Origin of the sequence: Bacteroides neonati, from assembly GCF_000499785.1 — a bacterium.
Classification (GTDB): domain Bacteria; phylum Bacteroidota; class Bacteroidia; order Bacteroidales; family Bacteroidaceae; genus Bacteroides; species Bacteroides neonati.
Map to the genome: position 1 here is coordinate 1396896 of NZ_HG726020.1, position 15825 is coordinate 1412720.

At 46.7% G+C, this 15825-nt stretch carries 9 protein-coding genes; 5 read left to right on the plus strand and 4 right to left on the minus strand.

The annotated features are described in order from the left end of the window. Positions 1 to 164 precede the first annotated feature (164 nt). The 5 genes from TY03_RS08735 to TY03_RS08755 all read left to right on the plus strand — a co-directional run bounded on the left by TY03_RS08735 (position 165) and on the right by TY03_RS08755 (position 9163). Entirely contained in the window at positions 165 to 1544 is a 1380-nt protein-coding gene (locus TY03_RS08735) for a hypothetical protein (RefSeq protein ID WP_042368968.1), read from the plus strand. Between the two features lie 124 nt (positions 1545 to 1668). Beyond that, positions 1669 to 2088 carry an HYC_CC_PP family protein gene (locus tag TY03_RS08740; protein ID WP_148335604.1) on the plus strand — a complete coding sequence of 140 codons (420 nt, stop codon included), beginning with the start codon at positions 1669 to 1671 and terminating at the stop codon, positions 2086 to 2088. A gap of 107 nt (positions 2089 to 2195) precedes the next feature. Beyond that, the gene (locus tag TY03_RS08745; RefSeq protein WP_042369359.1) at positions 2196 to 6056 is read left to right on the plus strand and encodes an efflux RND transporter permease subunit; all 3861 of its coding nucleotides are present in this window, start codon (positions 2196 to 2198) and stop codon (positions 6054 to 6056) included. After that, positions 6040 to 7515 carry a TolC family protein gene (locus TY03_RS08750; protein ID WP_230201929.1) on the plus strand — a complete coding sequence of 492 codons (1476 nt, stop codon included), beginning with the start codon at positions 6040 to 6042 and terminating at the stop codon, positions 7513 to 7515. The genes TY03_RS08745 and TY03_RS08750 overlap by 17 nt, the downstream gene beginning before the upstream one ends. Before the next feature lie 4 nt (positions 7516 to 7519). Further along, positions 7520 to 9163, plus strand: coding sequence for an efflux RND transporter periplasmic adaptor subunit (locus TY03_RS08755; protein ID WP_042368972.1), 1644 nt, complete (start codon positions 7520 to 7522; stop codon positions 9161 to 9163). A gap of 47 nt (positions 9164 to 9210) precedes the next feature. Here TY03_RS08755 and hemG read toward each other — a convergent pair whose 3' ends face one another. From hemG to TY03_RS08775, 4 genes are read right to left on the minus strand one after another with little or no spacing between them, the layout of a single operon-like run. Further along, entirely contained in the window at positions 9211 to 10599 is a 1389-nt protein-coding gene (gene hemG / locus TY03_RS08760; RefSeq protein WP_042368974.1) for a protoporphyrinogen oxidase, read from the minus strand. A 2-nt stretch (positions 10600 to 10601) separates the two neighbouring features. Continuing rightward, the gene (gene hemN / locus TY03_RS08765; protein ID WP_042368976.1) at positions 10602 to 11966 is read right to left on the minus strand and encodes an oxygen-independent coproporphyrinogen III oxidase; all 1365 of its coding nucleotides are present in this window, start codon (positions 11964 to 11966) and stop codon (positions 10602 to 10604) included. Positions 11967 to 11972: 6 nt separating this feature from the next. Then, positions 11973 to 13202: an MFS transporter gene (locus tag TY03_RS08770; protein WP_042368978.1), complete on the minus strand. Its 1230-nt coding sequence runs from the start codon at positions 13200 to 13202 to the stop codon at positions 11973 to 11975. 18 nt (positions 13203 to 13220) lie between these two features. Then, positions 13221 to 15290, minus strand: a complete 2070-nt coding sequence (locus tag TY03_RS08775) for a TonB-dependent receptor (protein WP_042368980.1) — start codon at positions 15288 to 15290, stop codon at positions 13221 to 13223. Positions 15291 to 15825 lie beyond the last annotated feature (535 nt).

The following is a 15825-nucleotide window of genomic DNA, read 5'->3' on the forward strand; positions in this document are numbered from 1 at the left end:
AAGAAAGCACTTGCCCTTTTTCACAACAACTATGCTAATTATTAAGTAGTTAAAAGTACTTATATTATAAAAAACCTCTCTAATATAGCATTGCATTTTGATATTATTTCATACTTTTGTACCCCCATAAAAATGGATAATAATTTAAAGACTCTTTGAATAAAATGAAAAAAATCGTATTTGTAGCTGCCATGTTCGCATTAGTAAGTGCCTGCAGCAAAGATGACTCAATAGTAGATCTACCTACAACTCCTACAGAGAAACCCGATGCCGGAAGCGACGAAAAGGAATCGGCTATCATACCTCCTACTACGGAAGACTTGAAAGCCTACTTCAAAATAACCACCGACCAAACAGCCGCACAAGCAACACAATTTATAGCAACAACCACCGGAAAACAAACAGTGAACGGAAAGGTCGTCGATGTAACCAAAAGCAACGTACTGACTCGCAATGACGAAGAAGGCAAACTCACCGTAATGATAGAGGGAACAATAAGCGGCAAAGCCTTCAGTCAAGAATATTCTTTCGAAGAACTGGTGAAAAAACCGGGCAGTTACCACATGGCTTCACGGGCGCAGATCAAGTGGAAGAGCCCGTTTAGTAATGCCCCCGAAGCCACACCTATCGCTTTCGATGAGCTATATAGATTAAAGAATACGGATAAGTTCACCGCCCAATACCTCAGCCAATGGGCCGAATTCTACTCAAGCACTCCCGATGGAAACAATAGTTACACCTATACGGACGAAGACATCGCGAAGACACAACTCTCTGACGTGAAATACAGTGATGGAAAAATCTCTTTTATCCTCACTTACAATGGCGTAAAAGGCAATGCTTCGGCCAAAGAGCGTCCTGCCCTTAGTTTTGATAAAAATGAGTATTACAAACGGAAAGTAACTCTCAATACGGAGAACATCAAACAGTTCTACATGCAAGGTGTTTATGAAAACTTGGAATCGTTCTATGGAAACGCCATCCGGATAGAAGATTCGGGAACGTTTATAGCAGAGTTGGTTCCTGACAGCAAGCATTTCGACAGAAATAGCAATGCGATCAGTTGCCAACTTTCTATGTCGACCTACCAAAACAGCAATGATGAATTGGCCCGGTTCGAATATAGGTTCGAAGGTTTCAAACCTCTTTCGGATTTAAAAGAAGAGTGGCTGTTGGCTACGACAATAGATCTTAACGAGTATATGAAAAAGCGATTGGGCAATGTGTCTGATGGTAACGTACTGACAGAGATCAATAAGCTGCCTATCGCTTATTGGATTAAAATGGCACAAATGGCCGTGCGTCGCAATGATTCCCTACTTAAACTCTATGTCGGAAAAGGTGAACAGAATAATACTGAGGTCGAAGCATGGATGCCCGAAAGCCGTCGGGTGATACACTCGGATATTCTATTATTGGCTCCTTACTTCGAAGTCGTATCGGCCCGGAAGAGTGGTAATCGCCTTTATTTACAGGTTGCCATGACGAATGTCAACGAAGTCTCTTTGACCGATGTTGTTGCTCCGCTGGAAGTGATACTTTAACAATCATTGCCAATTTAACAATCATTGCCAATAATCTTTAAAAATAAAGTATCTTTGTCGTAAACCATTAAATTTTTATTGTAGATTTGCCCAATCTCAATGACAGATATTGATCTCGATGACAATGAAACGAACAACAACCATACTGACTCTCGTGCTTGTACTGCTCATCGCAGTGCATCCGGTTGTTGCGTTTCATTTTTGCTCGGATAGTTTAGCTTCCGTGCAACTCAGCCCACAAGACATTCACAATTGCTGCTCGAACAAGAAATCGGCTCATAGCGATAAGAAACAAAGCCATATCGACAGCAAATGCTGTCATACCTCTGTGGTGGAACTCTCGACAGATAGCTTTCTGACGCAGCACAATCAAGAACATACAGACATTGTAAAATCGTTCTCTTACACCTTCTTGATTGTAAAAAACATCTTCTTAGAAACGATAGACAGGGATTATCTTGCTTTGCGACACAAGCATCTGTCTGAGCATTTCTACGAAACGGGAAGAGTTCTTCTTACCCGTATTTGTGTGTATATTATTTAATTCACTCCCCTTATTCGGATTAATTTCCCGGCTGATAACATTTTCTTGTTATCAACAGAACAATGGCTATCAGCCAATCGTTTAATCATATAATTATACATACAGATATGCTAAATAGAATCATTAAATTCTTTTTAGACAATAGGTTAGTAACATTACTCTTGTTGCTTATCCTTATTGTCGGCGGACTATCGACCGCTCCGTTCAACTGGCATGGGGGCATCATTCCCCGCAACTCTATTGCCGTTGACGCCATACCGGATATTGGAGACAATCAGCAGATTGTAGCGACCGAATGGATGGGACGCTCTCCGAAAGATATACAGGAACAGATTACCTATCCGCTCACCACATCACTACTCGGTATTCCGGGAGTAAAAACCATCCGCAGCACTTCGATGTTCGGAATGTCGTTCATCTATATTGTTTTCGACGATGATGTAGAGTTTTACTGGAGTCGTTCGCGGGTATTGGAGAAACTCAACTCATTACCATCGGGCACACTCCCCAAAGACGTACAACCCTCGTTAGGGCCCGATGCTACGGCTTTAGGGCAAATATTCTGGTACACCCTCGAAGGTCGTGACCCCAAAACGAATAAACCTACCGGTGGTTGGGATCCCGATGAACTGCGTACCATTCAGGATTTCTATGTGAAGTATTCGCTTTCGACCGCCGAAGGGGTATCCGAAGTAGCCTCCATAGGCGGATACATCAAGGAGTATCAGGTAGAGCTCAATCCGGATGCCATGCGCTCGTTCAACGTTTCGATTATGGATGTGATGGGGGCTATTCAAAAGAGCAACATCGACATCGGTGCAGAAACGATTGAGATTAATAAAATCGAGTATCTCATTCGCGGATTGGGATATATAAAGAATACCAAAGACCTCGAAGCAGCCGTTATTACCGCCCGCAACGGGGTACCGGTTACGATAGGTGATGTGGCTTTCGTAACAACAGGTCCTGCCCCACGGCGTGGTGGACTTGATAAGGAGGGGGTTGAAGCCGTAGGTGCGGTTGTAGTAGCTCGTTATGGCTCTAATCCGCTCGATGTAATCGACCAGGTAAAAGCCAAAATCAAGGAGATAGAACCGGGACTTCCTCAAAAGGTATTGCCGGATGGAACGGTATCTAAAGTAACCGTAGTTCCGTTTTACGACCGCACAGGGTTGATTAAGGAGACCATCGGTACACTCGAAACAGCGCTTTCGCACGAGATCATCATTGTCATCATCGTTATCATCGTACTGGTATTTAACCTACGGGCCTCGGTTGTTATTTCGAGCTTACTCCCCATTGCGGTCTTGGCTACGTTTATACTGATGAAGTTTACCGGCATCAGTGCTAACATCGTAGCGCTGTCGGGTATTGCCATCGCCATAGGCGTAGTAGCCGATGTGGGAGTGGTCTTTGTCGAAAGTATCATCAGGCATAAAGAGATGCCTCAAAACCGGGATGTACATTCGGGCAAGCCATTGATGAAGCTCATCTACACCTCGGTAAGCGAAGTTTCTACAGCGATTGCTGTGGCCATGATTACAACTATCTTGAGTTTTATTCCGGTATTTGCCATGGAAGGTCAAGAGGGTAAACTGTTTGCTCCGCTCGCCTATACCAAAACGTTTGTACTCGGCTTTGCCTTTATCTTAGGCGTGGTTATATTGCCTACACTGGCTTATCTGGTCTTTTCGATACGGGTAAACTCGGATAAGGTCAAGAAAGTAGCCAACTACCTGTTGGTCATTGCAGGAGTGGTGCTATCGGTTGTCTTTGGTAGCGTCATTGCATTGGGTCTGACCGCTATCGGAGTCAACAACCTGACGGCTCATTTGTGGAAAAACAAACAGATGAGTACCTATCTCAATGTATGCATCACCCTCTTGATTGCTGTCTATTATCTCTCCGAAGAGTGGTTACCACTGGGGCCCGAGCATGGTTTCTTTAAGAATATTCTTTTTGTAGCCCTCGCCGTAGGTAGTATTCTGTTGATGCTCTGGGTGCTTGTACTGTATTACGAACGCATCCTACGGTGGTGTCTGGCACACCGGAAGGTGTTCTTGATGATTCCGGTGGCGACCATTGTGTTCGGACTGATGGCATGGATCGGATTTAATCGCACATTCGGCCTATTGGCATCGGGACTGGAAAGTCTCGGTTGGAAAGAGGTTCGGCAAACTACAGCCTGGCAAGGTGCCTCTCGGAAGTTTCCCGGTATCGGTCAGGAGTTTATGCCTACACTCAACGAAGGCTCGTTTCTGTTGATGCCTACCAGTATGCCTTATACCGGTGTGGAGCAGAATCTCGAACTGATCGGTACGCTCGATAAACGCATCTCTAATATTCCGGAAATAGATCAGACGGTAGGCAAATGGGGACGAGTAAACTCTGCCTTAGACCCCGCTCCGATTCAGATGTTCGAGAATACCATTAATTATCGTTCGGAATATGCTCTTAACGAAGATGGTAAGCGGGAACGCTTCAAAGTGGATTCCGACGGAGCCTTCGTACTCATCAACGGGAGCAAGTATCAACCTTCGGATGGATTCCGGCTGATACCTCCCGACAGCTTGATACCCGATAAAGGAGGCGACTACCTACGTCAATGGCGACCCGAGATACGCAGCACCAACGATATCTGGCAAGAGATTATCAACGTCAGCCACCTACCGGGACTTACCTCTTCGCCCAAGCTTCAACCCATCGAAGCTCGCTTGGTCATGCTATCGACAGGCATGCGTGCCCCCATGGGTATTAAGATATACGGCCCCGATCTGGATGCTATCGAAACGGCAGGAAAGGATATCGAACAAGCCCTGAAGGGAGTGACATCGATTATTCCATCATCCGTATTTTACGACCGTGCCGTAGGTGCACCTTATATTGAGATAGAACTCAACCGCCGCAACATGGCTCGCTACGGCATAACGATAGCCGACCTGCAAGAGGTTATCTCGGCAGCAATCGGAGGTATGACGCTTACCACGACCATCGAAGGGCGCGAACGTTTCCCCGTACGGCTTAGGTATCCTCGAGAACTCAGAGGCAATCCCGAACAGCTTGCCAAGTTGTTGGTAGCTACACCTGCGGGCATACAGATACCACTGGGCGAAGTAGCAGATATCAAATATGCCAAAGGTGCTCAGATGATTCAAAGTGAAAATACCTTCCTGATGGGCTATGTGATCTTTGACAAATTGCAGGGACATGCCGAGGTAGATGTGGTACACGAGGCACAACGGGTACTGGCACAAAAGGTTTCCGACGGCGAATTGGTACTCCCCAAAGGAGTCAGTTATAAGTTTGCGGGCAACTATGAGCAGCAAGAGCGTGCCACCAATCGGTTGATGATCATCGTTCCGTTGGTACTACTCACGGTATTGCTGGTGCTCTACTTCCAATTCCGAACGGTAACAGCCTCCTTGATTCACTTCTCGGGAGTATTTGTAGCGTTCGCCGGAGGCTTCATCATGCTATGGCTCTATGGACAGGATTGGTTTCTGAACGTCTCCTTTGCCGGAGTCAATCTGAGAGAGCTGTTCCAGATACACCCCATCAACCTGAGCATTGCCGTGTGGGTAGGTTTCATTGCCCTATTCGGCGTAGCTACCGACGACGGAGTACTGATGGGTTCGTATATTCACGATGTGTTTCTGGAACGTAATCCGCAAACCAAACAACAGATTCGGGAGGCGGTTGTACATGCCGGTCTTAAACGAGTACGTCCGGCAGCCATGACTACTGCCACCACACTGATCGCATTGCTACCCGTACTCACCTCGACAGGAAAGGGAGCCGAGATAATGATTCCTATGGCCATTCCGACCTTCGGAGGTATGCTTATTCAATCCATGACAATGTTCATTGTACCGGTGATGCAGTGTATGTGGAGAGAATCGGCACTAAAAAGAGAACAGAAAAAGGGAGTTAAACCAATAGATACAACCCAGGATGAAAAAGAAGAATAATTATATGAAATACATAGGCGTATGGTTCTTCGCTTTAGTTGCCATACACTCTACTGCCGCTGCACAAAGCGATTCGCTATCGCACTATTTGGAACTTGCAGCCCGCCATAACCAGCTCCTGCAATCGGACTTTACAACCTATAAAGCCTCTTTGGAGAAAATTCCTCAAGCAGGTGCGTATCCTGACCCGCAGTTGGAGATGGGCTTTTTCCTCAAACCGATGGAGATCATTGACGGCAAACAAGTAGCCGACTTTAAGCTGATGCAGATGTTCCCGTGGTTCGGAACCCGAAAAGCAGCCCGCAATGAAGCTACCGAGATGTCAAGAATGGCTTATCAGAAATTTCGCGAAACACGTGACAAGCTCTTCTTTGAGGTAAAGAGTCAATGGTATGCACTCACTACCATGCACCGAAACCTGCGTAATATCCAGGAGAACAAGGCATTGCTCACTACATTGAAAGAGTTGGCAACCAGTCGCTTTTCCGCCTCGGGTGGAAAGACGGCTACTACTCCGGCAGTTCCCTCTACTCCTGCCCCATCTACCCAACAAACCGCCTCTGCCATGGCAGGCATGGGTGGAGGAACGACGACTTCGATTCAGCCTCAGCAAACCACCGGATCGGGCATGGGTGCTTCTATGGGATCGGGTGGTTCGGGTATGGGAGGCTCGGCAATGGGCGGAAGTTCATCGGGCATGTCGGATGTATTAAGAGTACAACTGGAACTCAATGAACTGGACAACGAGCAGCAAATGGTACTGACTCAAATCACTGCTGCACAGGCTAAGTTTAATGCCTTGCTCAACCGGGAGCTAAGCACTCCCGTCAGCGTTCCCGAAGAGGTTGAACAACTGATTTTCCCATTCGACGACGAAGCCATTATGGAGACAATCATTCGTCAGAACCCTATGCTGGCAATGCTTGCTGCCGAGTCTGACGCATACAAAGCCAAACTATCCATGGATAAAAAGATGGGACTGCCCATGTTAGGCATCGGTTTACAATACTCCGTTATAAGCAAACGCATGGATATGGGAATACCCACGACCCAAATGAACGGCATGGATATGGTAATGCCCATGGTATCGGTTACCATACCGCTCTATCGCAAAAAGTACACTGCACTGCAAAACGAAAGCAGACTGATGAAGCAGGCGGCGGATGAGAAATACGCCAATACCCTCAACACCATTGCTTCGGAATATGTAACGGCCAAGCAACAGTTGCTGGATGCCGCGCGCAAAGTAACCTTGTATCAGCAACAGCGAAAACTGGCCGAAACTACGTACGACCTGGCTGTAAAGGAGTTTGCTTCCGGACAAAACAGCATGACAAACGTGCTCGATATACAACGGCAACTGCTGGACTATGAGTTCAAGCAATCCGAGTCTATTGCTACGTACAATACGGTTATTGCCATGCTCAACACACTAATTTCAGAACCTCAAACAGATTAAAAAGATGAAAAAGATAAAAGAACTCGCAAAAAATAAAATAGCTCAGGCAGCGTTATTCATTGTTATCGGTTTATTGGGAGGATGGTTGTTCTTCAGCTCTCCCACACCCGAAGCACACAACCACGACGTAGCCAAAGCATCCGCAGAGAAACAAGTTTGGACCTGCTCCATGCATCCACAGATTAGAAAAGATGAACCAGGCGACTGCCCTATTTGCGGCATGGATCTCATCCCGTTGCGTAACAGCGGAGGCGGTTCGGGTGGAGAAGTTCCCGAGAACGCCATGCAAATGTCCGAAGAGGCCATTGCACTGGCCAATGTGCAAACCTCTATGGTGAGTCGTAAAGACCCTGTCAAGGAGATCCTCCTATATGGAGTCGTTGCACCCGACGAACGAAACCTACAATCGCAAACAGCCCATGTAGGCGGACGCATTGAACGGTTGTTTGTCGATTTTACCGGCGAAACGGTACGCAAAGGCGAAACACTCGCCACCCTCTACTCGCCCGAAGTATTTACCGCACAACAAGAGTTGCTCGAAGCCCTCAAACTCAAAGCAACACAGCCTCAGCTGGTAGAAGCAGCCCGTGAGAAACTCCGCCTGTGGAAACTGACCGATGAACAGATTGCCAAGATAGAGACTTCGGGCATAGTGACACCCACCGTCGAGATTAAATCCAATACCAGTGGCATTGTCATGAGCAAGCGGGTGAGCCAAGGCGATTATGTATCATCGGGTAGCGTCTTATTTGATGTAGCCAATCTCTCGAAACTCTGGGTGATGTTTGAAGCCTATGAAGTGGATTTGGCCTTTCTGCGGACAGGCGACAAACTAAGTTTCTCGTTGCAAGCCATTCCCGGCAAGGTGTTTAACGGTACTATTTCATTTATAGACCCCATACTGGATAAAACTACCCGTACAGCTAAGGTGAGAGTCGAAATAGCCAATCCGAATCTTGAGATAAAACCCGAAATGTATGCCACAGCTACGGTAACAGCCCGGTTGAAGCAGTACAACAATCAGATTGTGATTCCCCAAAGTGCCGTACTCTGGACAGGCAAACGATCCATTGTCTACGTCAGTCTTTCGGGCTATGACACTCCGGTATTTCAGTTAAGAGAAGTAGAACTGGGCCCCTCGCTCGGCGACGCTTATGTAGTTCTTAGCGGCTTGCAAGATGGCGAAATGATTGTAAGCAACGGTGCCTTTGCCATAGATGCTTCGGCACAACTCGAAGGTAAGCGCAGCATGATGAACGACCACACGAGCAAGAAGATGACCGGACACGAAGGTCATGCCATGCACGGTATGGAGCAGTCAACGCAGGGTAAGGAAAAGCCAACCCAGGGCACAGAAAAGCCAATGCTCAGTACTGAATCTGCCCAACAAGGACACGCCATGCTCACCGTAGAAGGAAATTGCGAGATGTGCAAAGAGCGTATAGAGAAAGCTGCACTAAGTGTAAACGGTGTTTCGTCCGCTACATGGAATGCAACAGATAAGATGCTACATCTTAATTTCGCTTCCGGAAAAACCAATTTAAGTGCCATCAGCAAAGCCATAGCCAAGGCTGGTCACGATACGGAGAAAGACAAAGCCGACAAAAAGGTCTATGACGCTCTTCCGGGCTGTTGCAAATACAGGTAACTAACGTCGGAAACCTGCTAACCTGATCGTTTAACAATCGGTATGGTCTACCCTTCAAGCGCAATTCCTACTGCCTGCTTGATACGGTCGGCCATACCGATTCCTCCTTTTATATTCCCTGCCAGCACCAGACCGGGATATTGTTTTTGTAGGGCATCAATCGTGGTAAGCCTGTCGGCACTACTAGAATCGTATTGAGGAATCGCCCTCTCATGCCGAAAGATACGAATCAAATCGGGGGTTACATCAGTCGGATAATTCAGCATCTCGTGCAGAGTTGTACGAATCACTTCAGCTACTTCGGCATCACTCTTCTTCACCAGTTCGGGGTGTCTCATTCCACCCAAGAAGTAAGAATACAAAACTCCCCCTTGAGGAGTCCTTTCTTCGAAACAGGCCGATGGAAACAAGATACCTAAAACCGGTTTCTGCTCACAAGAAGGTACCAATCCGCCAAAGGCTTTGTATTCCTTTTCATACGTATGACGTAATCCTACACTGACTTGCATAACGGGGGCATACGTAAGATTACTGATCCGGCTCATCTGCTCAGTCGGTACAAAAGGCAACAGTGCAGGCAGTGCAAAGGCAGGCGTGGTGGTTATCACCTTTCGGCAGCGAATGTGATGAGCCACTCCATCTGCATCTGTAAAACGAACCAACCAACCTTGCTCACAAGGCATTAGGGAAGTTTCGGTAGCACCTAACGAGAAGCGTTGATTGCCAATAGCCTGCTCCAACGCATCGACCAAACGGCTAAGGCCTCCACGGGTAGAGAATACCTTCCGGGTAGCCAGTCGGTCGCGTTCGCTACGAGACGAAAAAGACTTTGCCACACCACCACGTATGAAACTTCCATAGGTCTGTTCGAGTTGATACAGTTTGGGTAAGGCATGACGGGTAACCAACCGCATGGGATCTCCGGCATAAACACCGGAAATAAACGGATCGACAGCATAGCGCAGATAAGAGACTCCTAAGCGGCGTTGAACTAACTCGCCGATGCTTTCGTCGGGATTGGTACCTTTCGCGCGAAAGGGCTCGCCCAATATACGCAGTTTATCTTTGGTACTGAACAAGGGAGTAGCAATGGCACTCAACAATCCCGAGGGAAGCAGATGAAAACGACTGCCCTTCCAGATAAGACGTTGCTTGGAGGCTTCGCATGCTGTCTCCAAACCGCAAATGGGAGAAAGATCCGCAAACAACTCGGCTACTTCGGGGTGAGAGATTACCCCCGTATTAGGACCACTTTCGAACGTAAATCCCGCTTCGTGGTACGTGCGTATCTGTCCGCCCGTACGCGATTGTTGCTCGATTACCTCGACATCACACCCTTTACGGTTGAGGTAATAGGCCGTAGTCAGTCCGGTAAGCCCCGCACCAATAATGACGGTATCTCGCAACCGGTGGATGTCTGTTGCTGTTTGATTCATTGTTATAAAGGTTTTGAATAAGAGTGAGGTGTATGAAGCATCAGTTTATCGAGCGAAGCAGCTACGTTGCGTACAAATGCAGAGCCTTCCGCCGTCATCTCCAGATAGGTATCGGTATAACGAATCAGTCCATCATGAGCAAAAGCCGACAGTTTCTGTTCATCATAGGCCGTAGCAGCCTTTAAGGCAGACACCGATACATGCAACCGCTCGGAAAGAGCCTTCCAATCGATACACTCATTGCACATCAACGCCTCAATCACCTCTCTGGTAAGCTGTTCGGTTGGAGAGAGCGCATAGCCTTTGGCAATGCATAGTTCGCCCCGACCCATGGTTTCGATATAGTGCGGAATATCTTTCGTATTTTGAGCATAAGCCGATTCGAGTTGGCTGATGCCCGTCACTCCTAACGCATATACCTGTGCGGTAGTGCGCCGGGTACAATATCCTTGAAAGTTACGATGCAACTGTCTGTTTTTCATAGCCAGACTCAGCTCGTCATCGGGACGTACAAAGTGATCCATCCCGATTGATTGATAGCCCGATGCGTGCAACAAGCCGGCAGCCGTATCAAACATCGCTCGTTTCTCCCGGCTATCGGGCAAACCCGATTTCTCCAGAATCAATTGTCGTTTGTTGACCCAAGGCACGTGCGCATAACCAAACGCAACCAGTCTGTCGGGCGATAAAGCAATGGCTTGCTCTATGCTCCGGGCAAAGCTATCCACTGTCTGTTTAGGCAAACCGTACAGCAGATCGAGATTGATACTTGCTCCCTTCTCGCGTAGTAACGCAAAGATATCTTCCATCGGCAACAGAGAGGGGCGACGGTTCACAATTTTCAGTACCTCGGTATTAAAATCTTGCACACCGATACTGAAACGATTGAAGCCACACCCGGTAAGTTGCTGCCAGTCTGCCTCCGAAAGATAGCCCGGATGGCACTCAATGGCTATCTCCGGACGATCAATCACCGGAAACGATGATAGCAGATGGTCATTCAACTCCTTAATCAAAGCAATGGGGATGGCTGTGGGGCTTCCTCCTCCATAGTGTATCTGTGCAATGGGGCGATTCTTATCCAACAAGGGAAGAATCAGCTCCATCTCTTGATGCAGGGCCTTTACGTACGACTCGACGACTTCAGTTCGTGCCATGGGATACGAGTTGCATCCACAATAATGACATAGATGCCGGCAGAAGGGGATATGCAGGTAAAACGACAAAGCACTGTCCGAAGCGTGGTTCGATTGTTCCACAGCTTCCAGATAGCGACTGTTGCTAAACGGTTCAAAGTAATTGGCCGGCGGATAGCTGGTGTATCGAGGCACCGGCACATTGTATTTATTAATTAGTTCGGTATGCATATACAGTTATGAATAAGTAGGTTGAGATTCTTTTTTAAAGAAACAGAAAATATAAAGCAACGAAACGAAAGCCAATACGACTTCGAAAATAAACAGGCCGTGATAACCCACTCTATCGGCTACCACCCCACTCAGGAAGGCCATCAACAAGCCGCTCAGGTGTGTAAGTACGGTTTGAATGGTAAAGTCGGTTCCCTCGCATCCCTTGCGCACACAATCCATGGCAGTGGTATATACCACAATAGTCGCCATTCCGTAAGCACTCCAAAGTAGCACAATGCCTACCGAAAGCATCGGCAAGGAAGGTTCCGTCCAAGAGATACACATAAAATAAATCGTGGTGAGCAGAATGAACACCGCAAAGAGTATTCTGGAACGGTATCTGCCTATTTTACGCACCAGCAAGCCTGCCAAGAAAGACGATACAAAAGCGGCTCCCGTACCTACGATACCTATCAGAAGTCCTATCTCCTTCATCGAATACCCCAGATCGACCATGTAAGAGCGCAATACCGATAAGATGCCGATAATGCTGGCATAATAAAGCAGCAAGAATCCGATCTGCTTCCAGATACTGCGACGGGCAAAGAACCAGATAAAATCGGTAAGTTGTGCCCTCTTGGCAGGCTCTTTGGCAGCTATGTTCATACGCTTATTGCTCAGTAGGGGGATAAGCGCCAATAGAACAAACACACCCAGGCAGGGCATCACCGACTGCCAACCATAGCGTTGAAGCACCAGAAGCAGTACTCCTCCTCCGATGAGCGTTCCACCGAAACTACCCATCGATTGCATACTATTGACCAAGCTTTTATCTCGTTTGCCAAACGAAAGCACGGCAAGTGTATCCGTACCGATGTCTTGTGTAGCCGAGGCGATAAGCGATAGAAACACCAACCCGATGATGAGGTATAGGTCTGTCTTGATATCGAGTAGCCCCACCGAAAGGATCAATAAGGCATACACTATTTCGGACGTAATGATACAGCGTTTATAGTCTTTCATCGTGATGCACTGCCGGTCGATAATCGGTGCCCAGAGAAACTTCAATATCCACGGAAGCTTGATAAGCTGCAACAGAGCAATGGACGAAAGCGAGTAATCGGCTTGCCTCATCAATACCTGTATGGCAGTAGAAAAGAAGCTCATGGGGATGGCTTGCGCAATATATAAACAGAAAAACGTACTAAGATTCAATGCTTTTTCGGGTAGTGATGAAGGGGTGTTTTCTTCCATTTTATTCGTGTTGTGTAGTTATAGACGGATGCTGACCGATGTGCCCAAAGTAATCGGTTTACCTTTTTGTGCGTAGGCTTTTCTGGTTACGAAATAGTAGCTCAGATAGTCGGTATTGGTGAGATTCTTGCTCCATACCTCCCACGTAAAGCGTCCTTTGCTTGCCCCAATCTTGAGGTTAACCAAAGCATACAGGTTTTGTTTAGCCTGATTGTCCTCGTACCAATAGATAGGTCCTGTGGCCGATACACCTCCATTAAAGGAAAGGCGATCGATCCAAGAGCAAACGCCATAGAGCGTATATCCGGCTGTTAACGAAAAAGTGTGTCGAGGTACCATAGGCAGGTAATTGCCTCCATAATCAGTCACCCCGCCACGCTCCTCTTTCTCGTAGCGAATAAACCGGGCGTCGGTATATCCATAATTCAGATGTATCACCAACGACTCTGCCGGGCGAGCCTGCAAACTTACCTCAACGCCTTTGTTGTGAGAGCGACCTGCATTTCGAATGATATTGCCCAAATCCGGAATCGTATTGGTAATCTGCTGATTGCGCCAATCAATATAGAACAGCCCCAGATCGGCTATCAACTTGTCGTTCAGGAAAGAGAGCTTCGCTCCTATCTCGTAGTTCCAGTTGTATTCGGGCGAATAGAGATAATCCGCATCGTTTTGAATAGAGACATTAAATCCTCCCGTTTTGTAGCCTCTCGCCACAGAAGCATAGAGCAACTGCTGATGCGAAGAAAGATACTGCAAACTAAACTTGGGAGTAAACTGGCTGAAGTGTAGCGAACGGTCGAACTGCCCGAGAGACTTCGTTGCGCCCTTGCCCTCTAACGGCTGCCGTACTTTAGAGAAATCGCACCGGGCATGTTCGTAATCATAACGCAAGCCCACAGAGCAAGAGAGCCCTCCATATAAATCGAGTGTAGATTGATGATAAAAGGCAATTCCCTGAGTGGGAATCTCGCTATTGGTCAGGTCGCGGGTTGCATTTGTGAAACGACTGAGGTTGACCTCCCTATCTACGGTTTGGCGAAAAGCAAAAGCCCCCGTTATCCACTGATAGCGGCTATCGCCAACCGACTTAACAGTAAACTCCTGACTGTACATATGCTGTTGAATGCGATTTTGGACATAGGATTCACTCCTAGGCGAGAAATCCTGATCAATCCCCATCTTATCGTGTATATACTGATAAGACGTTTGGCTGTTGAAGCTAACGCGAGCACCATCATAGCGTACATTGGCTCCGGAGGTTAACAGGTTTCGGCGATACAACCCTTCTTGATTGTAATTTACCGCTTCTGTTGTTCCGTTGTCGGCATTGTAGAGCCCGTACGGGTATCCTCCCTGATTCAAGTGCTCATAGGAAGCTATAAAGCGAGTAGTCCAACGGTTTGCAGGTTTCCATACCAACCCGATGCGCCCCGATCCGTTGTCGAGTTTATCCGCCTTCTTTCCGGTATACAGGTTGGTAAAAAAGCCATCGTTGTGGTGATAATTACCACTGAAAGACAGTCCCAAACGTTCATTCACCTTTGTATAATTTGAAGCCATCAACCGTATATCATTGTAGCTGCCATACCCCAACCGAAAGCGTGTGCCTTGATAATCGAGCGGCGAATGCGTGTACACATTAATAATACCACCGATAGAGTTGCGCCCATAAAGTGTTCCCTGCGGTCCACGAAGCACCTCGACGCTACTGATATCCGACAGATCGATATCGAAAGCCGACGTTTCAAAGTGAGGAATGCCATCGACATAAAAGCCCACCGAAGGAGCATCTTTTTTAGCCCCGATACCTCGGATATAAACGGGAGAGTTCTGCTTCGATCCATAATCGGGCATATAGAAGTTGGGCAGCAGAGAGCTTAAGTCCTTGGCTCCCAATATTTCATTTTCTTTAAGAAAACGATTATCCAATGTAGAGATAGAAAGAGGCTCGCGGTTTGGCTTTTTTTGTTTAAAACCCACTATCGTTACTTCATCGAGATTAACACGTTTCACCAGTACTGTATCGGGTTCGCCGGCTGCGACCATCGTAGAAAAAGGTAAGAGAAAGAATAGTATTTTTATCATATATTTAGAATTTGCGGCAAAGGTAGCCCATGTTTGCAGAGAAATCAATCCTCATTTCTTAGGATTTTGTCTATTTACTCCCCCTTTGCCCATACCAACTTTTTCTCCCTTTATTTTGAAGGTTGTTATTTGCTTTTTGCCGTATCAAATAGGGATTCAATGCGAATATTCTATACAATAATAGGAGTACGTATTTAACGATGTGTTAAGTACGTACTCTTGGTATATAACAATACGTACTCTTTGAGTGCAAAAGTACGTACTCTTGCAATGCATGTTATTTTAGGGGTCTTAACGATTGTGAAAAAGGGAACAAACTTGTCTGTTATACTAAAAGGCTGGTAAGCTATTGTTGGCTGCACAAAAACAAGACCAAGTTCTTCATGAACTTGGCGTATTACAAGAAAACAGAACTATATAAAATAAACATTGTGAGTGAATTATATTTCTATAATATAACATATTGAAATGCAAATATAATAGTTTCTTTTAAAAACTAGTAATATATACTAAATATTTTTCTAAAATATAGAAG